Below are 18,916 nucleotides of genomic sequence, written 5' to 3' on the forward strand. Positions count from 1 at the left end.
TGCCGGTCCCGGCGAGATGGACGCGCCGGCAACCAGGCAAGCATGCTCAGTCCTCGCCATCCCAATATCCGGCGGCCGCAGGGCGCTGGAAGGTGAGCGCAAGGCGGCGCGCCCTGGCATCGCCGCCCGGCGCGGCCCCGGCATAGATCGCCATCTTGCCGCTGTCGGGATATTCGACCACGTCCGGTTCATGCATGCTGCCGACAGCGAGATAGCGCAGCGCTTCATCCGGCCCCGCAATCAGCTGATGCGCGGTCTCCGGCCCGCCGGCGGGGCAGACGGCTACATCCCCCGCCGCCAACGGAAACTCCTCTTCGCCGTAGCGCAAGGTGCCGCAGCCGGAGAGGATGACGAACATCTCGTCATTGGCCAGATGGCAGTGATAGGGCCAGCCCTTCTTGCCGGGCGGGATCTCCACATAGCGCGCGCCGAGCCGCGTGGCGCCCAGCGGCGCTGCCACCGCCGCCTTGCGCGCCTCAAAGCTCTCCCCATGGGCCTGTGTTTCCATCGGAAGGGTGGCAAGTGTCACAACCGGTTTCATATTGCAGTGTCCTGACAGGTTTCCTCACCTTGCAGAGGAACCCGCAATGCAGCCCGGCGCAAGTGAATGCTCTTCAGTCCCGCCGCAGCTATGGTCAATCGACAGATGCAACTTCTTCCACACCCGCTTCCGCCCCACCCTCTGGCCCATTGCCCTCAGGTGGCTGCAGGAGGGACGGATTGCCGCAAGCCGAAGGAACGGCAGCTGACATCCCTCACAAACGCACACCAGTCTGCGCGTCGAAGACATGCAGGCAATCGCGGCGCAAGCGCAAGGGAAGGCGGGAGCGGGCGGCGAAGCCCAGATTTGAGCCCATGCTTGAGCCTTGGCCTGAACCGGGACCGGCGGGAAGGCGGACGGTGAGTTCGCGCCCGGCCCACAGGCAGATGGCCAGCGTGTCGGAGCCAAGCTCCTCCAGCACATCCACGTCCACGATGAGATCCGCCTCGGCTTCGGCGCAGGCCTCGATATGCTCGGGCCGGATGCCGACATCTACCTTGCGTCCGGGCTCAGCCGCAAGACCGGGCGTCTGGACCATTGCCCCGCCGTCCAGTTCCACGGCCGGGCTGCCATCGGAACTGATGACCACACCGGGCAGGATGTTCATCTGCGGTGAGCCGATGAATTCGGCGACGAAGCGGCAGTTGGGGCGCTCGTAAAGCTCCAGCGGGCGGCCATGCTGGATGAGATTGCCGCCGCGCAGCACCACCACGCGGTCGGCCAGCGTCATGGCTTCCACCTGATCATGGGTGACGTAGATGGTCGTGGTGCGCAGCATGCGGTGCAGGCGCTTGATCTGGGTGCGCATTTCCACCCGGAGCTTGGCATCGAGGTTCGACAGCGGCTCGTCAAACAGGAAAACCTTGGGCTTGCGCACGATGGCCCGGCCCATGGCAACGCGCTGGCGCTGGCCGCCGGACAGCTGGCCGGGCTTGCGCTCCAGATAGTCTTCGAGCTGCAGGATGCGGGCGGCTTCCTCCACCTTCTGGCGGATCACCTCCGGCGCCTCGCCGCGCATCTTCAGGCCGAAGGCGATGTTCTGCGCCACGCTCATATGCGGGTAGAGGGCATAATCCTGAAACACCATGGCCACGTCGCGGCCCTTGGGCTCCACATCGTTGACCACGGCCTCGCCAATGCGCAGCGTGCCGCCGCTGATCTCCTCAAGCCCCGCGATCATGCGCAGCATGGTGGACTTGCCACAGCCGGAAGGGCCGACAAAAGCGACGAATTCCCCGTCCCCGATCTCCAGATCGACGCCATGAATGGCCTCCACCGCGCCATAGCGTTTGACGACCTTCGCCAGCTCAATCCGCGCCATCGTTTCCTCCTCAAGCTTGTGTGCATTCATACCGCGCTCCGGCCTCCCAGCCGGAAATTTCAAAACCATATTATCAATACGGTTGACATTATCAATAAGAATGCGATTATCAATACGACTGAAATACCCGTGGCGAACGGAAGATCCTGCATGAGCGCCGTTGAAAACCTCAGATCCCGGACACAGCCCAGCCGCAGCGAGCTGGTTGAGGAGGCTTTGCGCCGCGAGATCGTTCTCGGCAAGCTGGCTGCGGGCGAAGTGCTGCGCGAGCTGGAGCTGGCCCAGCGTTTCGAGGTAGCGCAGGGCACCATCCGCGAGGCCCTGATGCGCCTGTCCGAGGAAGGGCTGATCATCCGCCGCGCCCGCCGCGACACCCATGTTTCCCCGGCGAATTCCGAAGACGTGCGCGAGCTGCTGCACATCCGCCATGACATCGAATGCCGGGCCGCCATCCGCGTGGCCGAAGCAACCGATGGCGCGCTGATGAAGACGCTGGAAGGCCACTTGCAGATGATGCGCCTTGCCGCGCTGCAGGAAGATGAATACTCCCTGCTTCAGCACGACTGCCACTTCCACCTGAGCCTTTTCGCCGCCGCGCATATGCCTGTGGTCGAGCCGGTGCTGGCCCGCTGCCTCGTGCACAGCCAGCGTTTCAAGATCCTCAACAGCCGCGCTGAAGATCGCGACCTGATGGCAACTGCCAACCGGCATGTGGTCATCATCGAGGCCGTCGAGGCCCGCGATGCCAAGGCGCTGCATCAGGCCCTCTCCCATCACATCTCCACCATCGTCGATCTGGGGCCGGCGGTGATGACGGTGGGGGGCATGCCATCATGAAGGCGGACCGCGACACTCTGCCCCTGCCGCCGCTTGCCCCGGAGATGCAGGCCGTGATGGAGCGGCTGATGGCCGAAGACGGCGTGCAGCCGGACCCGACACTGCTGCTGCCGGCCGAAGGCCGCGCAAAGGCCGAAGCTGCCAACCGGCGCTGGAACGGCCCCGCCCCGGCCATGGCACGGGAACTGATCGTGGAAACGCCTGGCGGGCGGCGGGCATTCGTCTTCATCCCCCCGTCCGATACGGGACGTGAGGCCATCCTTTACATCCATGGCGGCGGCTGGGCCTTCTGCTCGGCGGCAACCCATGAAGGCGCGGCCCGGCGTCTGGCTCTGGCAACGGGCGCACCCGTCATCACCTTCGATTACCGGCTGGCGCCGGAACATCCCTATCCGGCAGGATTGGACGATTGCCTATCGCTCTGGGCGGAGCGCGAGCATGTCCTTTCCGGCCGGCGCTGGTCGGTGTCCGGTGACAGCGCCGGAGCCAATCTGGCGCTGGCGCTGATGATCCGCCTCAAGGGCCGCGATCTGCCGCACTGCGGGCTGCTGTTCTATGGCGTGTTCGACGCGAACTTTGAAAGCCCCAGCTACCGGCAGGTGGCCGAGGGCCCCGGCCTGACGCGCGGCAAGATGCAGCGTTACTGGGATTTCTATGCGCCGGAAGACCAGCGCCTGTCCGACCCCTGCCTGACCCCGGCGCGCGCATCCGATGAGATCCTCGCCGCCCTGCCGCCGCTTTATCTCAATGCCGCAGAGGTCGATCCGCTGCGCTCCGACAGCGAGGCGCTGGCCGCAAGGCTGCATGCGCTTGGCCGCAAGGACCCTTTCGACACCGTGCCCGGTGTGGTGCACGGCTTCATGCAGATGAGCATCTGGCTGCCTCAGGCGGAGGCTGCCTTTGACCGTGCGGGCGAGGCGTTCCGCACGATGACCTGAACCCGCCGTAAATTACCCGCGAGTTCTTTGGGAGGAGAATAGCACATGAAGACCATGATCAGCACGCTGGCCCTCGTGGCCGGCCTCGGCACTGCTTTGCTTGCCGGTCAGGCAGAAGCTGCAAGCACCGTGCGCTTCTGGTACCACTTCGACAACCCGGAGAACCCGATGTCGGATCTGGTGAAGAAGTTCGAGGCAGCAAACCCGGACATCAAGATCGATGCCCGCAACATTCCCTGGAACAGCTATTACGACAATCTCTACACCGCGATTGCCGGCGGCAATGCCCCGGACGCGGCGATGCTGAAGATGTTCGCCTTGCCCCGACTTCTGGAAATGGAAGCACTGGAGCCGCTGGATGAGCAGATCAACAGCTGGGACGGCAAGGACAACATTCTCGACAACCTGTTCGACCTGACCAAGGCGCAGGACGGCAAGCATTATTATCTGCCGGTGCAATATGTGGCGCTCTATCTCTATTACCGCGCCGACATGTTCGCCGAGCTGGGACTGACCCCGCCCAAGACCTGCGAAGAACTGCGCGATGCGGCCATAAAGCTGACCCGCGACACCAATGGCGATGGCAAGATCGACACCTACGGCTTCGGCTTCCGGGGCGGCAAGTCCGGGCATGAACATTGGGGCGCCTTCACCCTTGGCCGCACCGGTGTGGCGCTCGATGCAAGCCTCAACTCCGAGGCTGGCGTGGCAGGCACCCAGTTTGTCGTGGACCTGTTCCAGAAGGACAAGGTGTTCCCGCCCTCAGCCCCGAATGACGGCTTCCAGGAAATCATCGGCGCCTTCAAGACCGGCGTGACCGCCATGACCATCCACCATGTTGGCTCTTCCCGCGATCTGGTGGCCGCCCTTGGCGACAAGGTCAGTGCCGTGCCGGTGCCCGAATGCGGTGGCGGCCGCTGGACCACCTTCGGCGATGAATCAACCGGCGTGCTCTCCTCGGCCACCGACAAGGAGGCCGCATGGAAGTGGGTGTCGTTCCTCTCCACCGAAGGCAACAATGCCCTTTTCAACACCGCGACGGGCCAGCTTCCCGTAACCAAGACCGATACCGCCAGCTGGAACGGCCATGAGGCGCGCTTCGTTGAGGCAACGAAGGACTCACTTCCCTTCGCCCATCTGCTGCCGGCCTCATCCAACACGCCGGAATTCGTCAACACGGTGTGGCCGGCCAACATGCAGCGCGCGCTGCTCGGCCAGATCACCGCAGCGGACATGAACGCAGCCATCGCCAAGCTGTTCGAAGGACAGTGACGGGGCGGAGACCCTCTCCAATAGCCGCAGCATTCCTCTCCCCCCTTGAGGGGGAGATGTCTGCGCCAGCAGACAGAGGGGGGTGTCAGCGCTTCAAAACGGCGGAAACTCTCTCATAACGGGCAGTCAGCTACCCCCCTCTACCCCCTGCCGGGGGCATCTCCCCCTCAAGGGGGGAGAGGAGTTGGGGCCCAACCTGGCGATCCGGAACAAACTCTCACCACGGAAACCCTGAAGAGCCAGACCATGTCCAGCACCACACTGCCCTGCGGCGGGGATATCCAGACATCACGGCGGGCGGCCCTGTCACGGCAGGTGCTGCCGCTGGCCCTGCTGTCCCCGGCTGTTCTGGTTACCCTCGCCATCGTCTTCTTTCCGATGGTGCAGACCGCCTGGATGAGCCTGCATCACTATGTTCTGTTCCGGCCCCGAAGCTTCGAATGGGCCGGGCTTACACACTATCTGGCGATCCTGCAGGACGAGATATTCTGGATCTCGCTGCGCCACACGGTGCTGTGGATTGCGCTCACGGTTCCGGCACAGGCCCTGCTGGGGCTGGCAACGGCGCTGCTGCTGAACCAGAGCTTTCCCTGGCGGCCGCTCGCCCGCGCGCTGATCATCATTCCCTGGGCGCTGCCCTCGGTGGTCATCGCGCTGATGTGGTCGTGGATCTACGATTCCAACTACGGCATCCTCAATGACCTTCTGCTGCGCATCGGCATTCTGGAAACCTCGATCCCCTGGCTCGCCAATCCGGATACTGCGCTTTACGCAATCATCCTGACGCTCACCTGGCAGGGCTTTCCCTTCTTCGCGGTGATGATCCTCGCAGGTCTCCAGTCGATCCCCAAAAGCTATTATGAAGCGGCCTCCATCGACGGCGCGTCTGCCTTGCGCCAGTTCTGGCACATCACTCTGCCGGGCATTTCGGGCGTGCTGTTCACCGCCATCCTGCTGCGCACCATCTGGGTCGCCAACTCGATGGACGTGATCTTCGTCATGACCGGCGGCGGGCCGGGCTATTCCACCTACACCCTGCCGCTCTATGCCTTCCTCGAGGCGCGGACAAACCTCGACTTCGGCTACGGCTCGGCCTTGGCCATGACCTTCACCCTGCTGCTTCTGGGCGTGGTGGTGCTTTATCTGAAACGTTCGGCAAAGGCGGTGCAGTGATGGCCCTCGGACGCAAGACAACCCTCGCCCGCATCCTGACGGTGGACCTGCCGATGCTGGCGATCCTCGCCTTCACGCTCGGTCCCTATCTCTGGATGGCGCTGACATCCCTGACAGCAGAAGACCAGCTCTTCACCCGCGGGCCCTCATTGGCCGATCTGGTGATGAATAACTATGAGCGCCTGTTTGCCAATGTGGGCTTTGCCCGCAACATGCTCGACAGTTTCATCATCGCCTCGGGCACGGTGGTGGTGGGCCTCGCCCTGTCGGTCTCCGCCGCCTACAGCTTTTCGCGCTTCGACTTCCGCTTCAAGCGGGTGCTGCTGCTGCAGTTCCTGCTGATCAACATGTTCCCGCTGGTGCTGCTGATCCTGCCGCTCTTCGTGCTGATGCGTCAGCTCGGGCTTCTGGACACGCATTTTGCCCTGATCATCGCCAACTCGACCATCGCCATTCCCTTCTCGGTCTGGATGATGACGAGCTACATCAACGGCATTCCCCGCTCGCTGGATGAAGCCGCGATGACCGATGGATGTTCGCGCCTGCAAGCCATGACAAGGGTGGTGCTGCCGCTCTGCACCCCCGGCATCATCGCCACGGGCATCTACATCTTCATCACCGCATGGAACGAATATCTCTACGCCCTCACACTCGGCGGCCAGAGCGTGCGCCCCATCACCGTCGCCGTGCAGAGCATGATCGGCGAATATCAGGTGCAATGGGGGCTTCTGACTGCCGGCGGCATCGTCGGCGCCATGCCCGCAACCCTCCTTTTCCTGATCGTGCAGCGGCGGCTGGTGGGCGGCCTGACGCAAGGCGCCGTGAAGGGCTGATCCCATCCAAGACGAGGACCTATTCCGTGAAAAACCCCATCGGCATCATCTCGATGCAATTTACGCGGCCCTTCACCAACGCCGCCCTGCCCTTCCTGAAGAAGACCCGCGCACTCGGCTTCGATTTCATCGAGTTGCTGGTGCCGGAGCCGGAGGATGATCTCGACCCGGACGAAGTGCGCCGCATCTGCGAGGGCGAAGGCCTTGGCATCGTGCTGGCCGCCCGCGTCAACCTGCAGCGCTCCATCGCCAGCGAGGATGCAGGCGCACGCAAGGGCGGACAGGACTACCTTGCCTATTGCCTTACGGCGGCAGAGCGCATTGGCGCCACGATCATCGGCGGGCCTCTCTATGGCGAGCCGCTGGTCTTTGCCGGCCGGCCGCCCTTCCCCTGGAGCGCAGACCAGATCGCCGCACGCGCAGCCCGCACCATCGAGGGCCTTGCCGTTGCTGCAAGGCAGGCGGCAGAAGCTGGCAAGGTGTTCGGACTGGAGCCGTTGAACCGCTTCGAGACCGACATCATCTGCACCACCGCGCAGGCCATCGAGGTCTGTGATGCAGTTGCCAGCCCCGGCCTCGGCGTGATGCTGGACACGTTCCACATGAACATGGAAGAGCGCTCCATCCCCGATGCCATCCGCGCTGCCGGAAACCGGCTGGTGCATTTCCAGGCCAACGAAAACCATCGCGGCTTTCCCGGCACCGGCAACATGGACTGGACGGCCATTGCCCGCGCACTCCACGCGATCAGCTACGAAGGGCCGGTGTCGCTGGAACCCTTCCGCCGCGAGGATGACCGGGTGGCCCTGCCCATCGCCCACTGGCGCGCACCGCATGAGGATGAAGACGAAAAGCTGCGGGCGGGCCTTGGCCTGATCCGCTCGGCCCTGACATTTGCGGAGGTCAATCACTGATGACGATCAAGATCGGCTGGATCGGCTGTGGCCGCCACGCAACCTGGATGCTGCTGCCACAACTTGCCCGCAGCGGCTTCGAAATCACCGCCGTCTGCGATAGGGACGAGGCCGCAGCACGCAATGCCGCCCGGCAATTCGGCGCGTCGTCCGTCCATACGGACTTTGAAGAGATGATCGCAGCAGGCGGCATTGATGCCGTTGGCATGGCGGTGGGGCCGGATATCCATTACCGGGCAACGCTCTCCGCCCTGAAGCGTGGGTTGCCCGTCTTCATGGAAAAGCCGCCTGCGGCAACGGCGGCGCAGGCGCTGGAACTGGTCAAGGCCTCAGAAACGGCCCGTGTGCCCGTCACCGTCGGCTTCATGAAGCGCTATTCGGCCGGCAACAAGGTTGCGAAGAACATCCTCGATGGCGGCGCCTTCGGTCCGGTGCTCGGCATTCACGGCAGCTACATGACCGCGCCGACCTATTTCGCCGGAGAGGTGGATTACACCGGCTTCTACCTGCATCACTGTGTCCACTACATGGACCTGATCACCTGGTTTGCCGGTTCCGAGTTTGCCGACGTGCGCCTGCGCAAGAACGTGCCGGACAAGGGCAAGATGCTGCTGCACATGAACTTCGAGTGCGAAAACGGCGTCATCGGCAACATTATCATGGGCACGGTCCAGTCACGCGGCACGCCGATGGAGTTCGTCCAGATCATGGGCGACCACAACCGCATCGAGGTGGAGAACGTCATCAACGTCACCTGGCACCGCAACCCGCCCTTCAAGGTGGATGACCCGCAGGCAAGCCTTGACCCGGGCTGCGACAGCCTCACCTGGTCGCCCAACTTCACCGCCGCCGCCAACGAGGACTACAAGGGCTACCACGCCCTCCTCCTCGACGTGGCTGCCACCATGCGCGGCGAGAGCAACAATGCTCCGCAGATCCATGACGGCTGGCTGGCGATGAAGCGGCTGGAGACGATGATTGCGCTGATCGAGGGATAAAAACAATTCTCGATGAGCTTGACTCATCAAGAATTGGTCAAGCCCGTGCGGCGCCCGAGCAATTTCAAGGCGTGATGCGTCAGCATCGAAAGCCTGGGTCTAAGGACGGGCGGGGAAATGGCAGTGGCACGATGAACGGCCGCGACGTTGATCGTGCCAAGGACCACCCATGACGCCTGCCTGCCCCGCCGTCGATCGGCAACAGAACCATACAACGCAGATCCTGCCCGTGTTGATGCCACAAACACGGGCACTGCTGTGACTGTCAGCTGCGGCAAAAGTCAGCAGCCGTTTGCGAAAAGCAGGCACCCGCTCCGCTTGCCCGCAAGAAAAATCTGCAGTTGCGCCCCCCTCTGACAAGACTTCGGAAAATCCGGCTTACGCCCAAAATGCTGCAGGCGGCACGACTTGCACGCAACACCCTGATTTCAATCATAGGCTGATCAATCTTTAATAAAAAACTATTGCGAGAGATTCCGGTTGCCAGATGTATACCCCTGCGGTAGCTTAACTTGCGGTTGCGAAAACGACGGCCGCTCCGGAAAGTTCAATCTATCCAGGCACAGCTTCACAAAGCTCGGGAGGCAGTCGATGACCCAGTACGACGGCATTCTCTTGCGCCAGAATCTTCAGGACCAGGGCCTCATGCCCCGGACTGGCGGCTGGACGGCAAGCCCAGACATCATCATGGCCGGCACACAGCCAACCCAGAATCCGCAGGCAGTGTTCAGCACCGCTGCGAGCTACGGGACGGACCCGACGCAGCCGGTCGTGCAGAACGCCACCAATTACGTCTATCTGCGCGGCAAGAACCTCAATGCGGCAGCCCAGACCGGCACAGCCCGCGTCTTCTATGCGCCGCAGTCTCTGTTTCTCTACCCCGTACAGTGGCTCAATAATTCTATCCTGACGTCGCGCGGCTCCGCCACAAGCGACATGGGTTCCGTCGCGCCCAACGCGATCGGTGTCACAACCGATCCATTCGTCTGGGTGCCCACCAACATCAGCGAACACACCTGCCTTGTCGGCTTCATCTCGACGCCCGAATATCCGTTCGAGAGCCAGAAGCCGCCCAACGCGGTTACCTCGATGAACGACCTGGCGGCCTGGATCGGCAAGACAGGCGGCACCGGATGGCACAACGTGCAGTTTACCTCGGCCGGTGCACCGACCTTCACCAACTCGACGGTCTATCCGCCATCCACCACGGCTGCGACCATCCAGTTCGCCATCACCTGCGTAAGCTGCCCTGTGGGTTCGCAGGTCTCGTTCTCTTGCGGAACCCCGCTGCCGGACGGCACCTACATCAACCTGCCGCCCACCACCATCACCAAGCCGACCCAGCTCGGTTTCACGGTGACATATCAGGTGCCTGCAGGCTGGACGTCACCGATCAGCTACTCCTACTACGCCAATGGCAATCCGCCCGTTGACGGAAACTTCTCGGTGTCGATGAGCGCGTCCATCCTGACGAGCACCCCGGGAAGTCAGGTCTTTGCCGCCTATGCCCGCCCGGCTGTCGATGTGTTCCCCAACCACGTCCATGTCGCAGACAACGGGCGCATGCTGACGGCATTGGGTGACATGCCGGTGAACTATCTGATCCCCGTAGGAAGCGACATGACGAAGCTTCCGTAAGGCTCCTGACGCAGCCTTCCCGATCCGCGGCCGGAGGCTTTCCGGCCGCAAAGATAAGCAGTCCCGGCAGTGGCTCCGGCCAGTACAGAACCGCCGCCGCCTTGAACCGGAATACGGAGCAGTTCGTCTGATCGCACTGCCCTGAACAGAGCATCCCCCTTCTGCCATACCCGGTTCTCCGGGCGCGAACCTCAGGGAGAGAGTCTTGGCAGTTTCAGCGATCCCGGCACCGCTTCTGGCAACGATGGATGACGTGCGCAAGCAGGGCACCGAGTTCAACGAGGACGATTCTCCCAGCGAGACCTATTACGGCTATCTGTCCGAGATCGAACAGGTGCAATACAAGGAGGGGGGCCCCGTCCTCCAGTCGGTCCAACTTGAACTCGTGCCATTCGAGTGGATCGAGGCAGCCGTGATGAACCTGGGGGACAGCGTGCGTGACCTGCCACCGCCCGCGCCGGTCACACTGCTCGTCTTCGATGACGCTCCCCTTGACGAGGTGGCCGAAGCGCTCGGCACAACGGCTGGCGAAATCGCCGAAGGTGACTGGTACATCCTGACGCTTCCCAGCAAGGGCGGCATTTCGGCCAAACGGGCCCGCCCGGTGTTTGGCACAACCGTGATCCCGCTGAAAGCAACGGGGCGCAAACTGTTTGGCCCGAAGCTCTCCCGGCTGCGGCGGCGCTACAAACCGATAGCCCGGATCGACCTTGCAAAAATCATCAAGATGCTGATGGCCATGCAGCCGCGTGAAGTCGGCGTGATGGACACCGGGCAGGCATCCTGCAACCTGATCTACGATGCCAACGGCACACCGCAGATCTATGTAGATGCGGGCCTGCCGTTGTTCCCGAACATCCCCAGCATGCCGCCAGCCAATGCACTCGGCAATGTCGAGATCATCAATCCCGGCCCGTGTCTCGCCAACAATCCTCCCGGCATCCTGACGCACTTCCATTGGGATCACTATTCGATGCTTGGCATGTCGGCCAATGCGGCCGCCTTGCGCAACCGGGACTGGATCTTCCCGCCGCAGGTGGCCAGCCCCGCTCTTGCGGCCATCATCTTGGGAATCAACGGTTCGCCGAATGGTCAGGTGCACATATTCCCTGCCGGTCTCGGCGTGCTGCCCGGCGGCTATGTCAACATCATCCAGTGTGTGCCAGGCGCTGGCGTTGCACCTGGTGACGTGAACAACACCGGGCTTGCCGTGATCGTGCATCTCGACATTCCCAACAACCGCGACATGCTGCTGCCGGGTGATGCCGCCTTCCAGTCGATACCGGGCCTTGGCGCTTTTGGCGGATTGCGCTGGATGACGGCAACCCACCATGGTTCCGCGACAAACCTGGTCCCGCCGCCAGCACCGCTGGCCGCCCCGCCGATTCCGGCGCCCTATGCCGCAAATCAGGGCCGCCTTGCCTATTCATACGGGGTCAATGGCGGTGTTCCGGGCGGCGTGCATTGCTATGGCCATCCGAACCCTGCCGCCGTCGCAGCCTATCCGGTCGCAGGCTGGGGCAATTTCCTCAATGTCGCCTCGACGGCCGAAACGGGACCGAACTCGGGCGTGGCTGGGCGCGGCAACATCATGATGGCGAACAACGTGGTGCCTCCGGCCTGCGGCGTCGCAAACTGTCCCTTCCACGTCTTTCCAAAGACACTCCAGTAGACGGAGGCGCGCGAGGCCATGGCAGCGATCACCACCTATGACGCCCTTGCCGCCGTGGCACAGGGTCTCAAGCCCGGCGACAGCCTGACCATCGGCCCTGCCGATGTGTCGCCGGCCATGGTCGCAAGCTATGAAGCGCTGGCCCTTGCCACCACTGTCACGGTGGAGACATGCACGTCCGGCCCACAGTCCGTCACGGTGACCGGCACAGCGTCCCTCTTCGGACTGACCGGGCTGGCCACGCAGCTGGTGTTCCAGCCCGTGGACGCGAGCAAGCCGGACGGCCCCTTCTCGCTCGCCATCACAACCACAACCGCTGCCGGGACACAGTGGGAACTGCTGACAGGCTTCGTTCTCTCCACCCCCTCCATGTCCTTCCAGCCGGCGGCGGATGTGGCAGTCCTGACTGCGGGAATGGCCTGCGACATCGTGATCGGCACAGGCAACACGCTGACGCTGCCGACTGCCGTTACGGTACCGCCCTATCCAGATCTCGACTGGGTTGTGAGCGGAACCTTCACGGCGCAGCCTCTTTCCGTTGACGCCTTTTCTGCCCTGGCAGGCGGCCTCGTCCTGTCCGACTACCTGCCCAGCCCGCTCGACACGCTTGCCGAATTCGGGATGACCGAGCTGGAGATCTCCTTCAACCCCACGGGCGCGAAACTGTCCTATGTGTATATGGACATCGCCTATACGGATGCCTGGTCGGCGCTCGGCATCATCGATGTTCCCGCAGGCGGGGTCACCCTCAAGTTCATGGTCGATTTTCTCGACAGCGCCCGCAGCTATGTCGAGCTTCAGGCAAAATTTGACCTTGCGGGTGTGCCCTTCGACATCGGCGCGCATTTTGCGCCAAGCAATTTCTTTGTCTGGGGACGCCTGCAACAGGACAAGACCGTCTCAATCGCGGACGTTTTCGCCCATTTCAACGTCACGCTTCCGGCGGGGTTTCCAGAGGTCGAAATCGACAAGCTGTCGCTGCTCGCCAATCTGTCGCAGAGCCAGTACTCGTTCGATTTTGTCGCCCAGATCGACGCAGGCAGCGATCTCAAGCTGCAGGACCTCACCGCAAGTGTCGGCGTATCGGCCACGCCCACAGCAACAGTGTCGGGAGATTTCCATGGCACCATCGTCATCGACGAAGCCACCGCGCTGTTCCTGGGGGCTGTCTATGATGGCAAGGGCGGAGGACTGACGCTCTCCGGCAGCGCCACCGAAGTCCCGATCGGCAAGATCATCACCTACTGGGGCCGCGAGTTCGGCCTGTCGCCCGACCAGATCCCGGAGCCGGTCCGCACCCTGGTGCTGAAGACACTTTCCACCAGCTACAACACGCAGACGGGCGACTTCCATTTTCTCTGCATTGGCGATTTCACAGTTTACGACACGCCCGTCGAGGTCACCTTCAGTGTCGATATCGTGCATCCCAACTCGCCCGAGGCGCTTCGCATGGGGCCCGAAGCCGTGGCGACAGCGCGCGGATATAGCGCCACCTTCGGCGGCGCCGTCGTCTTTGCCGGCAACACATTCGAGATCCGGTTCAACACAACTGACACCGGCCAAAGCATCTTCATCGCCGATTACCAGCGCAGCAGCGGCTCCGTGCGCCTGCATGACCTTGTGGCTGACGTATCGCAGCAGCTTGCCGGATTTGTCCCGGAAGACATCGAGATCACCCTGGATGCGGTCAAATTCGCCTATCTCAAGGCGAAGGACGCAGGCCAGTCCCAGCCCACAAACCACTTCCTCTTCGGTCTGGAGCTTGGCGCGAGCATCAGTCTCACCGATATCCCGCTCATCGGCGGCAAGCTTCCGGCCGATCTGACGGTCGAGTTTGACCAGCTCCAGTTCGCCTATGCCAAGCCCGGCTTCGACAAGACCCAGGCAGCTGCCGTCAATGCGCTGTTGCCGAAAGGCATCATACCGCTGCCCGGAGACGGTCTTTCCGAGGGCATTCTTGTGTCCTCGAACCTGCAGCTCGGCGACACGGTGAAAAGCCTTGAGCTGCAGATCCCGACCGGAGGCTCCAGCAAGGAGAGCCTGGCAGATGATCAGGCGTACAACCAACCCGGAGCGGCTGCAGATGCAGCAACCCCGCCCGCCAGCCTGTCGGTCAACATCCAGAAGCAGTTCGGCCCGCTCGGCATCCGCAAGCTCGGGCTAAGCTATCAGAACCAGCGCCTGTTCGTGACGGGTGACATCTCGCTCAATGCGGAGGTTCTCAGCATCGGGCTGCTCGGCCTTGGTATCGGCTCCAAGGTGGATTCCTTCGATCCGGCCGTGACACTTTCCGGCCTCACCATCACCGTAGCGCAAGGCCCGGTCAATGTCAGCGGCGGCCTCTACGGCACGATCGACCCGCTCAATTTCAACGGTGCCCTGCAGGTGTCGGTGCCGTCGCTGACGCTCGGCGCACTTGGCGGCTATGCGCAGCTTGGCTCTGATCCGTCGTTCTTCATGTATGTCTCGGTCAACCGGCCGCTGTTCGGCTACCCGTTCTTCTTCCTAGACGGGATTGCCGGGGGCCTTGGCTTCAACCGCGACCTGCTGCTGCCGGACATCGACGGCGTTGCAGGATTTCCTCTGGTGGCCTGGGCCACCGGGAAGAACCCGCCGGGCGCCAATCCGGCCGGCGACATCGGATCACAGGTTCAGCAAGTCATCGGGGACCTTGCAAGTGACATCCCCCCGAGGGTCGGGCAGTACTGGATTGCCGCCGGTATCAAGTTCTCCTCGTTCAAGATCCTGGATTCCTTCGCACTGGTCACGGTCGCGTTTGGCACCGACTTCAAGTTCGCCCTGCTCGGCCTGACGACCGCAAGCCTGCCCCCGAAAGCCGGAACGGGAATCCAGCCGATCGGCTATGTGGAGATGGCGCTGCGCGCAAGCTTCTCCCCGGCCACCGGCATTCTGGAGATCGAGGCGAAGCTGACCCCGGCCTCGTTCATCCTCGACAAGAGCTGCGTGCTGACGGGCGGGTTCGCCTATTACATGTGGTTCAAGGACAATCCTGCCGGAGACGCGAACGGCTACCACGCAGGAGACTTTGTGGTCACGCTGGGCGGATACAATCCGGCCTTCACCCGGCCTGCCTATTTTCCGCAAGTCCCGCGCCTCGGTTTCAACTGGAAGGTCGATGGCAACACGACAATCCAGGGCGGCATCTATTTTGCGCTCACGCCCTCCGCGCTTATGGCTGGCGGCGCACTGGAAGCCGTCTGGCAGAGCGGCGACCTCAAGGCCTGGTTCACAGCCCATGCCGACTTCCTGCTGTCCTGGAAGCCGTTCCACTATGAGGCCAGCATCGGCCTCAGCATCGGCGCCTCCTACAAGCTGGATCTCCTGTTCACCTCGGTCACGATCTCCGTCCATATCGGCGTGGAGCTCAACCTTTGGGGGCCTCCCTTTGGCGGCTCGATCTATGTCGACCTGTCGGTGATCACCTTCACCGTCTCGATCGGCAACCGGAACAAGCCGGCACCGCAGCCGATCAGCTGGACGGATTTCAAGACCTCGTTCCTGCCGCAGGGCGATGCTCCCCATGCCCAAGGCCTGGCGCTGCGCAGCACTGTGACGACAGACGCCTATTGCCTCTCCTCCGTTGCGTCAGGGCTCATCAAGGATCTGACGGACCATAAGTCTGATCCCTCCGTTCCCGACTGGATCGTCTCGGGCGAGGCGCTTGAAATCGTCACCATGACGGCCCTGCCCAGCAAAACGGCCAGCCTGACCACCGCTGCCACCAGGACGGTGCCACTGCCAGTGGGACAGTCCGGCTTCGGCGTCGGCCCTGTGGGCGTTGCGATTGACGACTTCAGCTCATCCCATGCGATCACGGTCAACCGGATTGTCAACGGCACCGCAGACCCTGACTTCGACATCGAAACGACGGCAGTGGTGACGCTTGCAACCTCCAACCTTCCATCCGCCACCTGGGGCGGAAAGACCATCGTCAATCCGTCGATCAGCCAGATCAACTCAACACCGGCGAACATCTCCGGCCTCAGCGTCGGTTACAGCATCAAGGCCAATCCGGCTGTCCCGGACCACACGCCGCTGCCGATCGATATCACCATCCTGCAGCAGGACAACGAGGGCACGGTCACCTTTGCCTGGCTGACGCCGGACATCCCGCAGACCGATCCGTTCGACCAGAGCAAGGCCATGGAGACCTTCCAGACCACGCTGCTGTCCTCTGCGGCAAAGCGCACCGCGATCCTCTCGGTCCTGAACGGGCCGGGGCTCGATCTGGGTGTCTACGATCAGGTCGATGTCAGCGTGCTGGCGGCCGAGGCAGACATCGTGCTGCTGAGCCCTCCGGTTCTCTCCTACCTCGGCGAGGAGCGTGCGGCATGACAACGGCAGAGCCAGCTTACAGGGACGGGCACCAAACATGAGCACGAAACCGAAGGCAGCCAAGGATCCCGAGCCGGTCACGGGCACAATCACGTTCATCCAGAGCCACCGGCCCGCGCTGGAGGATGGACTTTATGAGATCACCGTCGCCCAGCGCGTGCGGAACACGGATGCCAATGCGCGGCCGGATGCGCAGTTCGACGAAACCTATACACATACGCGGCGGTTCCAGGTCGCGGGGGCGCGTTTCTCCTTAGACAGCACGGCAATCGACAGCTCGTTTCCTCCCGCCGGCAGCCAGGGGGAATATGCGACGGTGCTGCCGCATGCCGTCTTCAACCTGCAAAGCCTGCCCTGGCAGCGCTCCCTCGGAGACGCACAGGACTCAAGCTGGCTTGCCCTGCTTGTCTTCGACGAAAATGATCCCCCGCCAAGGGTGAGCGAGGTCATGACGGGAGACCTGACGCCTGCGCCTTTCCCGCATGCGCAGGGCGAGGCTCCGGCCGCAAGCACGCTTCCTGCTGACGCCGTATCCTATCCGGGACTGACACTGGAATACGGCCAGTTTCCCTGGGACCCGTGCCGGGTGATTGATGTGCCCGTGGACCTGTTCAACGCCGTTGCACCGGGGCTTGCCGACATGCCCTGGCTGGCCCACAGCCGCACGGTGAGCAGCACGGCGCCGCTGCGGGCAGCAGGCCTTGCCAGCGGACAAACCAGCATCGAGACCTCCGTTGTCACCGGCAACCGGCTGCCCGATCCGAACAGCCGTGTGACCGTGCATCTGGTTTCGCTCGAAGGCATGGCAAGCCTGCTCCCGCAAGGCGACAGCTACACGCCCGCAAACATCCTGCTGCCGGATGGGACGCCGGCCAAAACCATCCGCCTCGTAAGCCTTTTCAGCTGGAGCTACCGCTCGGTCGATCCGCAGCAGACCTTCACGGGCCTGTTGATGAACCTTGATGCCGAGGATGGACTGCGCGTCTTTGCCATCAAGAACGGCGCCGAAGATACCTCGGAAGCCGGCCGCTATGCCGCAAATGCGCTCAATCTCGGCTACACGCCAGCCAACCATCACACCCGTCAGGGCAGCCGCACGGTGTCGTGGTACCGCGGCCCGTTCGTCCCCTTCGAAGTCTCCGGCACGATCACTGTGCCGGTTCCCGGCGGCACGGACAGTGCCACTCCGATCCGCACGGCGGACGAGGCCGTGCGGTACGATCCGGACACAGGGATGATGGACGTGAGCTACGCGGCCGCCTGGGAAATCGGCCGTCTTCTAGCCCTGCAGGACAAGGGTTTCTCGGATGCTCTCGTCCGGTGGAAAACCGGCAACACCCGGAAGGTGTTCGAGACTTTCGAGCGGCAGGTCCTGGAGGAAGCCTTCGGCGGAACCCTTGCCCTCACGCAGATGCGGGCCACCCGGGCTGACGGCAACGAGCTTCACCATGCCGCCGCCGATTTCATCCGCACCCGGCTCAAGCAGTTTCTCGCCCCGGGCCTTGGCAGCGGTGGCGGCCGTGACGGGCCGGCAGATAGGGAGGATTAAGCCATGGTTCGACTGAGCGCACGTGGCGGCGGACGCCTGCGGATGACATCCTTTCTTCAGGACCAGTCCAGCCTGAAGGCGGCCCTCGACGGCAACGATCCAGCCGCAACCGTGACGGACTGGCTCGGGCGGCTGAAGCAGCTGCAGGGAGTTCCGTTCCGCTATCTCGTGGCGAACGGACGGATGCTTCCCAACGAGTCCATCCGCTTCTTCAATGTCGATTTCAACTGGCTCTTCGCGCTGGTCGAGGGCGCCTGCAGCATCGGGCAATCAAGCGCGCTGGATGACACCCTGCACACGGTTACCATGCCCAGACTTCACGCAGCTGCAGACAAAGCTGCGGCGGCAGGCGAAACGGCACCTGATACAGCATCGGGCTTCCTCCTGCGCAGTCAGGTTGTCGCCGGGTGGCCGAAACTCGAGATCGTGGCCTTTGATGCCAGCAATCAGGAACTGACGAACGTGATCCGCATGGAGCGGGTCACGGACTCGATCCTGCTTTATGTGGTTGAAGGCCAGTTGGACAAGGTGATCCTGCGTGAGCCGGCAATTGGCCTGCATTTCGGCATCGGCATTCAGGGTGGCAAGCCCTTGCGCTATGTCACCGTTCCAAAGACAGCGCCTGAGGGCACGCGCCCCGGTGACCAGATTGACGGCGCCAGCGTGACCCCCGTCTACAGGGACGCAACCCATCGCACAATCCAGATCGCCAGGCTCGCGTCGGATCTTTCCGCCGCTCTTTACGCCCGCGATGCCGACAACTCCGCCGATGGCAGCAAACTTCCCTTCACCTCCGCCGAGTTCGCACTGCAACTTGTTGAAGGAACGCAGGAAGTCACGTTCCAGACGGCACCGAAGGAGGACGAGTGAGCCA

At 62.9% G+C, this 18,916-nt stretch carries 14 protein-coding genes; 12 read left to right on the forward strand and 2 right to left on the reverse strand.

Annotation, left to right across the window (positions count from 1 at the left end):
* Positions 1-46: 46 nt before the first annotated feature.
* Entirely contained in the window at positions 47-541 is a 495-nt protein-coding gene (locus H163_RS0117620; protein ID WP_019965936.1) for a cupin domain-containing protein, read from the reverse strand.
* A gap of 214 nt (positions 542-755) precedes the next feature.
* Positions 756-1,862: an ABC transporter ATP-binding protein gene (locus H163_RS0117625; RefSeq protein ID WP_026356002.1), complete on the reverse strand. Its 1,107-nt coding sequence runs from the start codon at positions 1,860-1,862 to the stop codon at positions 756-758.
* 150 nt (positions 1,863-2,012) lie between these two features.
* Here H163_RS0117625 and H163_RS0117630 point away from each other — a divergent pair, with 150 nt between their 5' ends.
* The 12 genes from H163_RS0117630 (at position 2,013) to H163_RS0117685 (ending at position 18,912) form a co-directional block, all read left to right on the forward strand.
* Positions 2,013-2,699, forward strand: coding sequence for a GntR family transcriptional regulator (locus H163_RS0117630; RefSeq protein ID WP_019965938.1), 687 nt, complete (start codon positions 2,013-2,015; stop codon positions 2,697-2,699).
* The gene (locus H163_RS0117635; RefSeq protein WP_019965939.1) at positions 2,696-3,637 is read left to right on the forward strand and encodes an alpha/beta hydrolase; all 942 of its coding nucleotides are present in this window, start codon (positions 2,696-2,698) and stop codon (positions 3,635-3,637) included. Before H163_RS0117630 ends, H163_RS0117635 begins: the two co-directional genes overlap by 4 nt.
* A gap of 45 nt (positions 3,638-3,682) precedes the next feature.
* Positions 3,683-4,909, forward strand: a complete 1,227-nt coding sequence (locus tag H163_RS0117640; RefSeq protein WP_019965940.1) for an ABC transporter substrate-binding protein — start codon at positions 3,683-3,685, stop codon at positions 4,907-4,909.
* A gap of 246 nt (positions 4,910-5,155) precedes the next feature.
* The gene (locus tag H163_RS0117645; protein WP_019965941.1) at positions 5,156-6,082 is read left to right on the forward strand and encodes a carbohydrate ABC transporter permease; all 927 of its coding nucleotides are present in this window, start codon (positions 5,156-5,158) and stop codon (positions 6,080-6,082) included.
* On the forward strand, positions 6,082-6,915 hold the full coding sequence (locus H163_RS0117650) for a carbohydrate ABC transporter permease (protein ID WP_019965942.1): 834 nt from the start codon (positions 6,082-6,084) through the stop codon (positions 6,913-6,915). The genes H163_RS0117645 and H163_RS0117650 overlap by 1 nt, the downstream gene beginning before the upstream one ends.
* Before the next feature lie 26 nt (positions 6,916-6,941).
* The gene (locus H163_RS0117655) at positions 6,942-7,829 is read left to right on the forward strand and encodes a sugar phosphate isomerase/epimerase family protein (RefSeq protein ID WP_019965943.1); all 888 of its coding nucleotides are present in this window, start codon (positions 6,942-6,944) and stop codon (positions 7,827-7,829) included.
* Positions 7,829-8,827, forward strand: coding sequence for a Gfo/Idh/MocA family protein (locus tag H163_RS0117660; RefSeq protein WP_019965944.1), 999 nt, complete (start codon positions 7,829-7,831; stop codon positions 8,825-8,827). Before H163_RS0117655 ends, H163_RS0117660 begins: the two co-directional genes overlap by 1 nt.
* Positions 8,828-9,418: 591 nt before the next feature.
* Entirely contained in the window at positions 9,419-10,465 is a 1,047-nt protein-coding gene (locus tag H163_RS0117665) for a hypothetical protein (RefSeq protein WP_019965945.1), read from the forward strand.
* A gap of 205 nt (positions 10,466-10,670) precedes the next feature.
* Positions 10,671-12,137 (forward strand): ComEC/Rec2 family competence protein, encoded by a 1,467-nt coding sequence (locus tag H163_RS23125; RefSeq protein ID WP_040679159.1) that lies wholly within the window; start codon positions 10,671-10,673, stop codon positions 12,135-12,137.
* A gap of 18 nt (positions 12,138-12,155) precedes the next feature.
* Positions 12,156-16,493, forward strand: a complete 4,338-nt coding sequence (locus H163_RS0117675) for a DUF6603 domain-containing protein (RefSeq protein ID WP_019965947.1) — start codon at positions 12,156-12,158, stop codon at positions 16,491-16,493.
* Between the two features lie 37 nt (positions 16,494-16,530).
* The gene (locus H163_RS0117680) at positions 16,531-18,042 is read left to right on the forward strand and encodes a hypothetical protein (protein WP_019965948.1); all 1,512 of its coding nucleotides are present in this window, start codon (positions 16,531-16,533) and stop codon (positions 18,040-18,042) included.
* 42 nt (positions 18,043-18,084) lie between these two features.
* Entirely contained in the window at positions 18,085-18,912 is an 828-nt protein-coding gene (locus H163_RS0117685; protein ID WP_019965949.1) for a hypothetical protein, read from the forward strand.
* Positions 18,913-18,916 lie beyond the last annotated feature (4 nt).

This window comes from Pannonibacter phragmitetus DSM 14782 (assembly GCF_000382365.1).
In the GTDB taxonomy this organism is placed as follows: domain Bacteria; phylum Pseudomonadota; class Alphaproteobacteria; order Rhizobiales; family Stappiaceae; genus Pannonibacter; species Pannonibacter phragmitetus.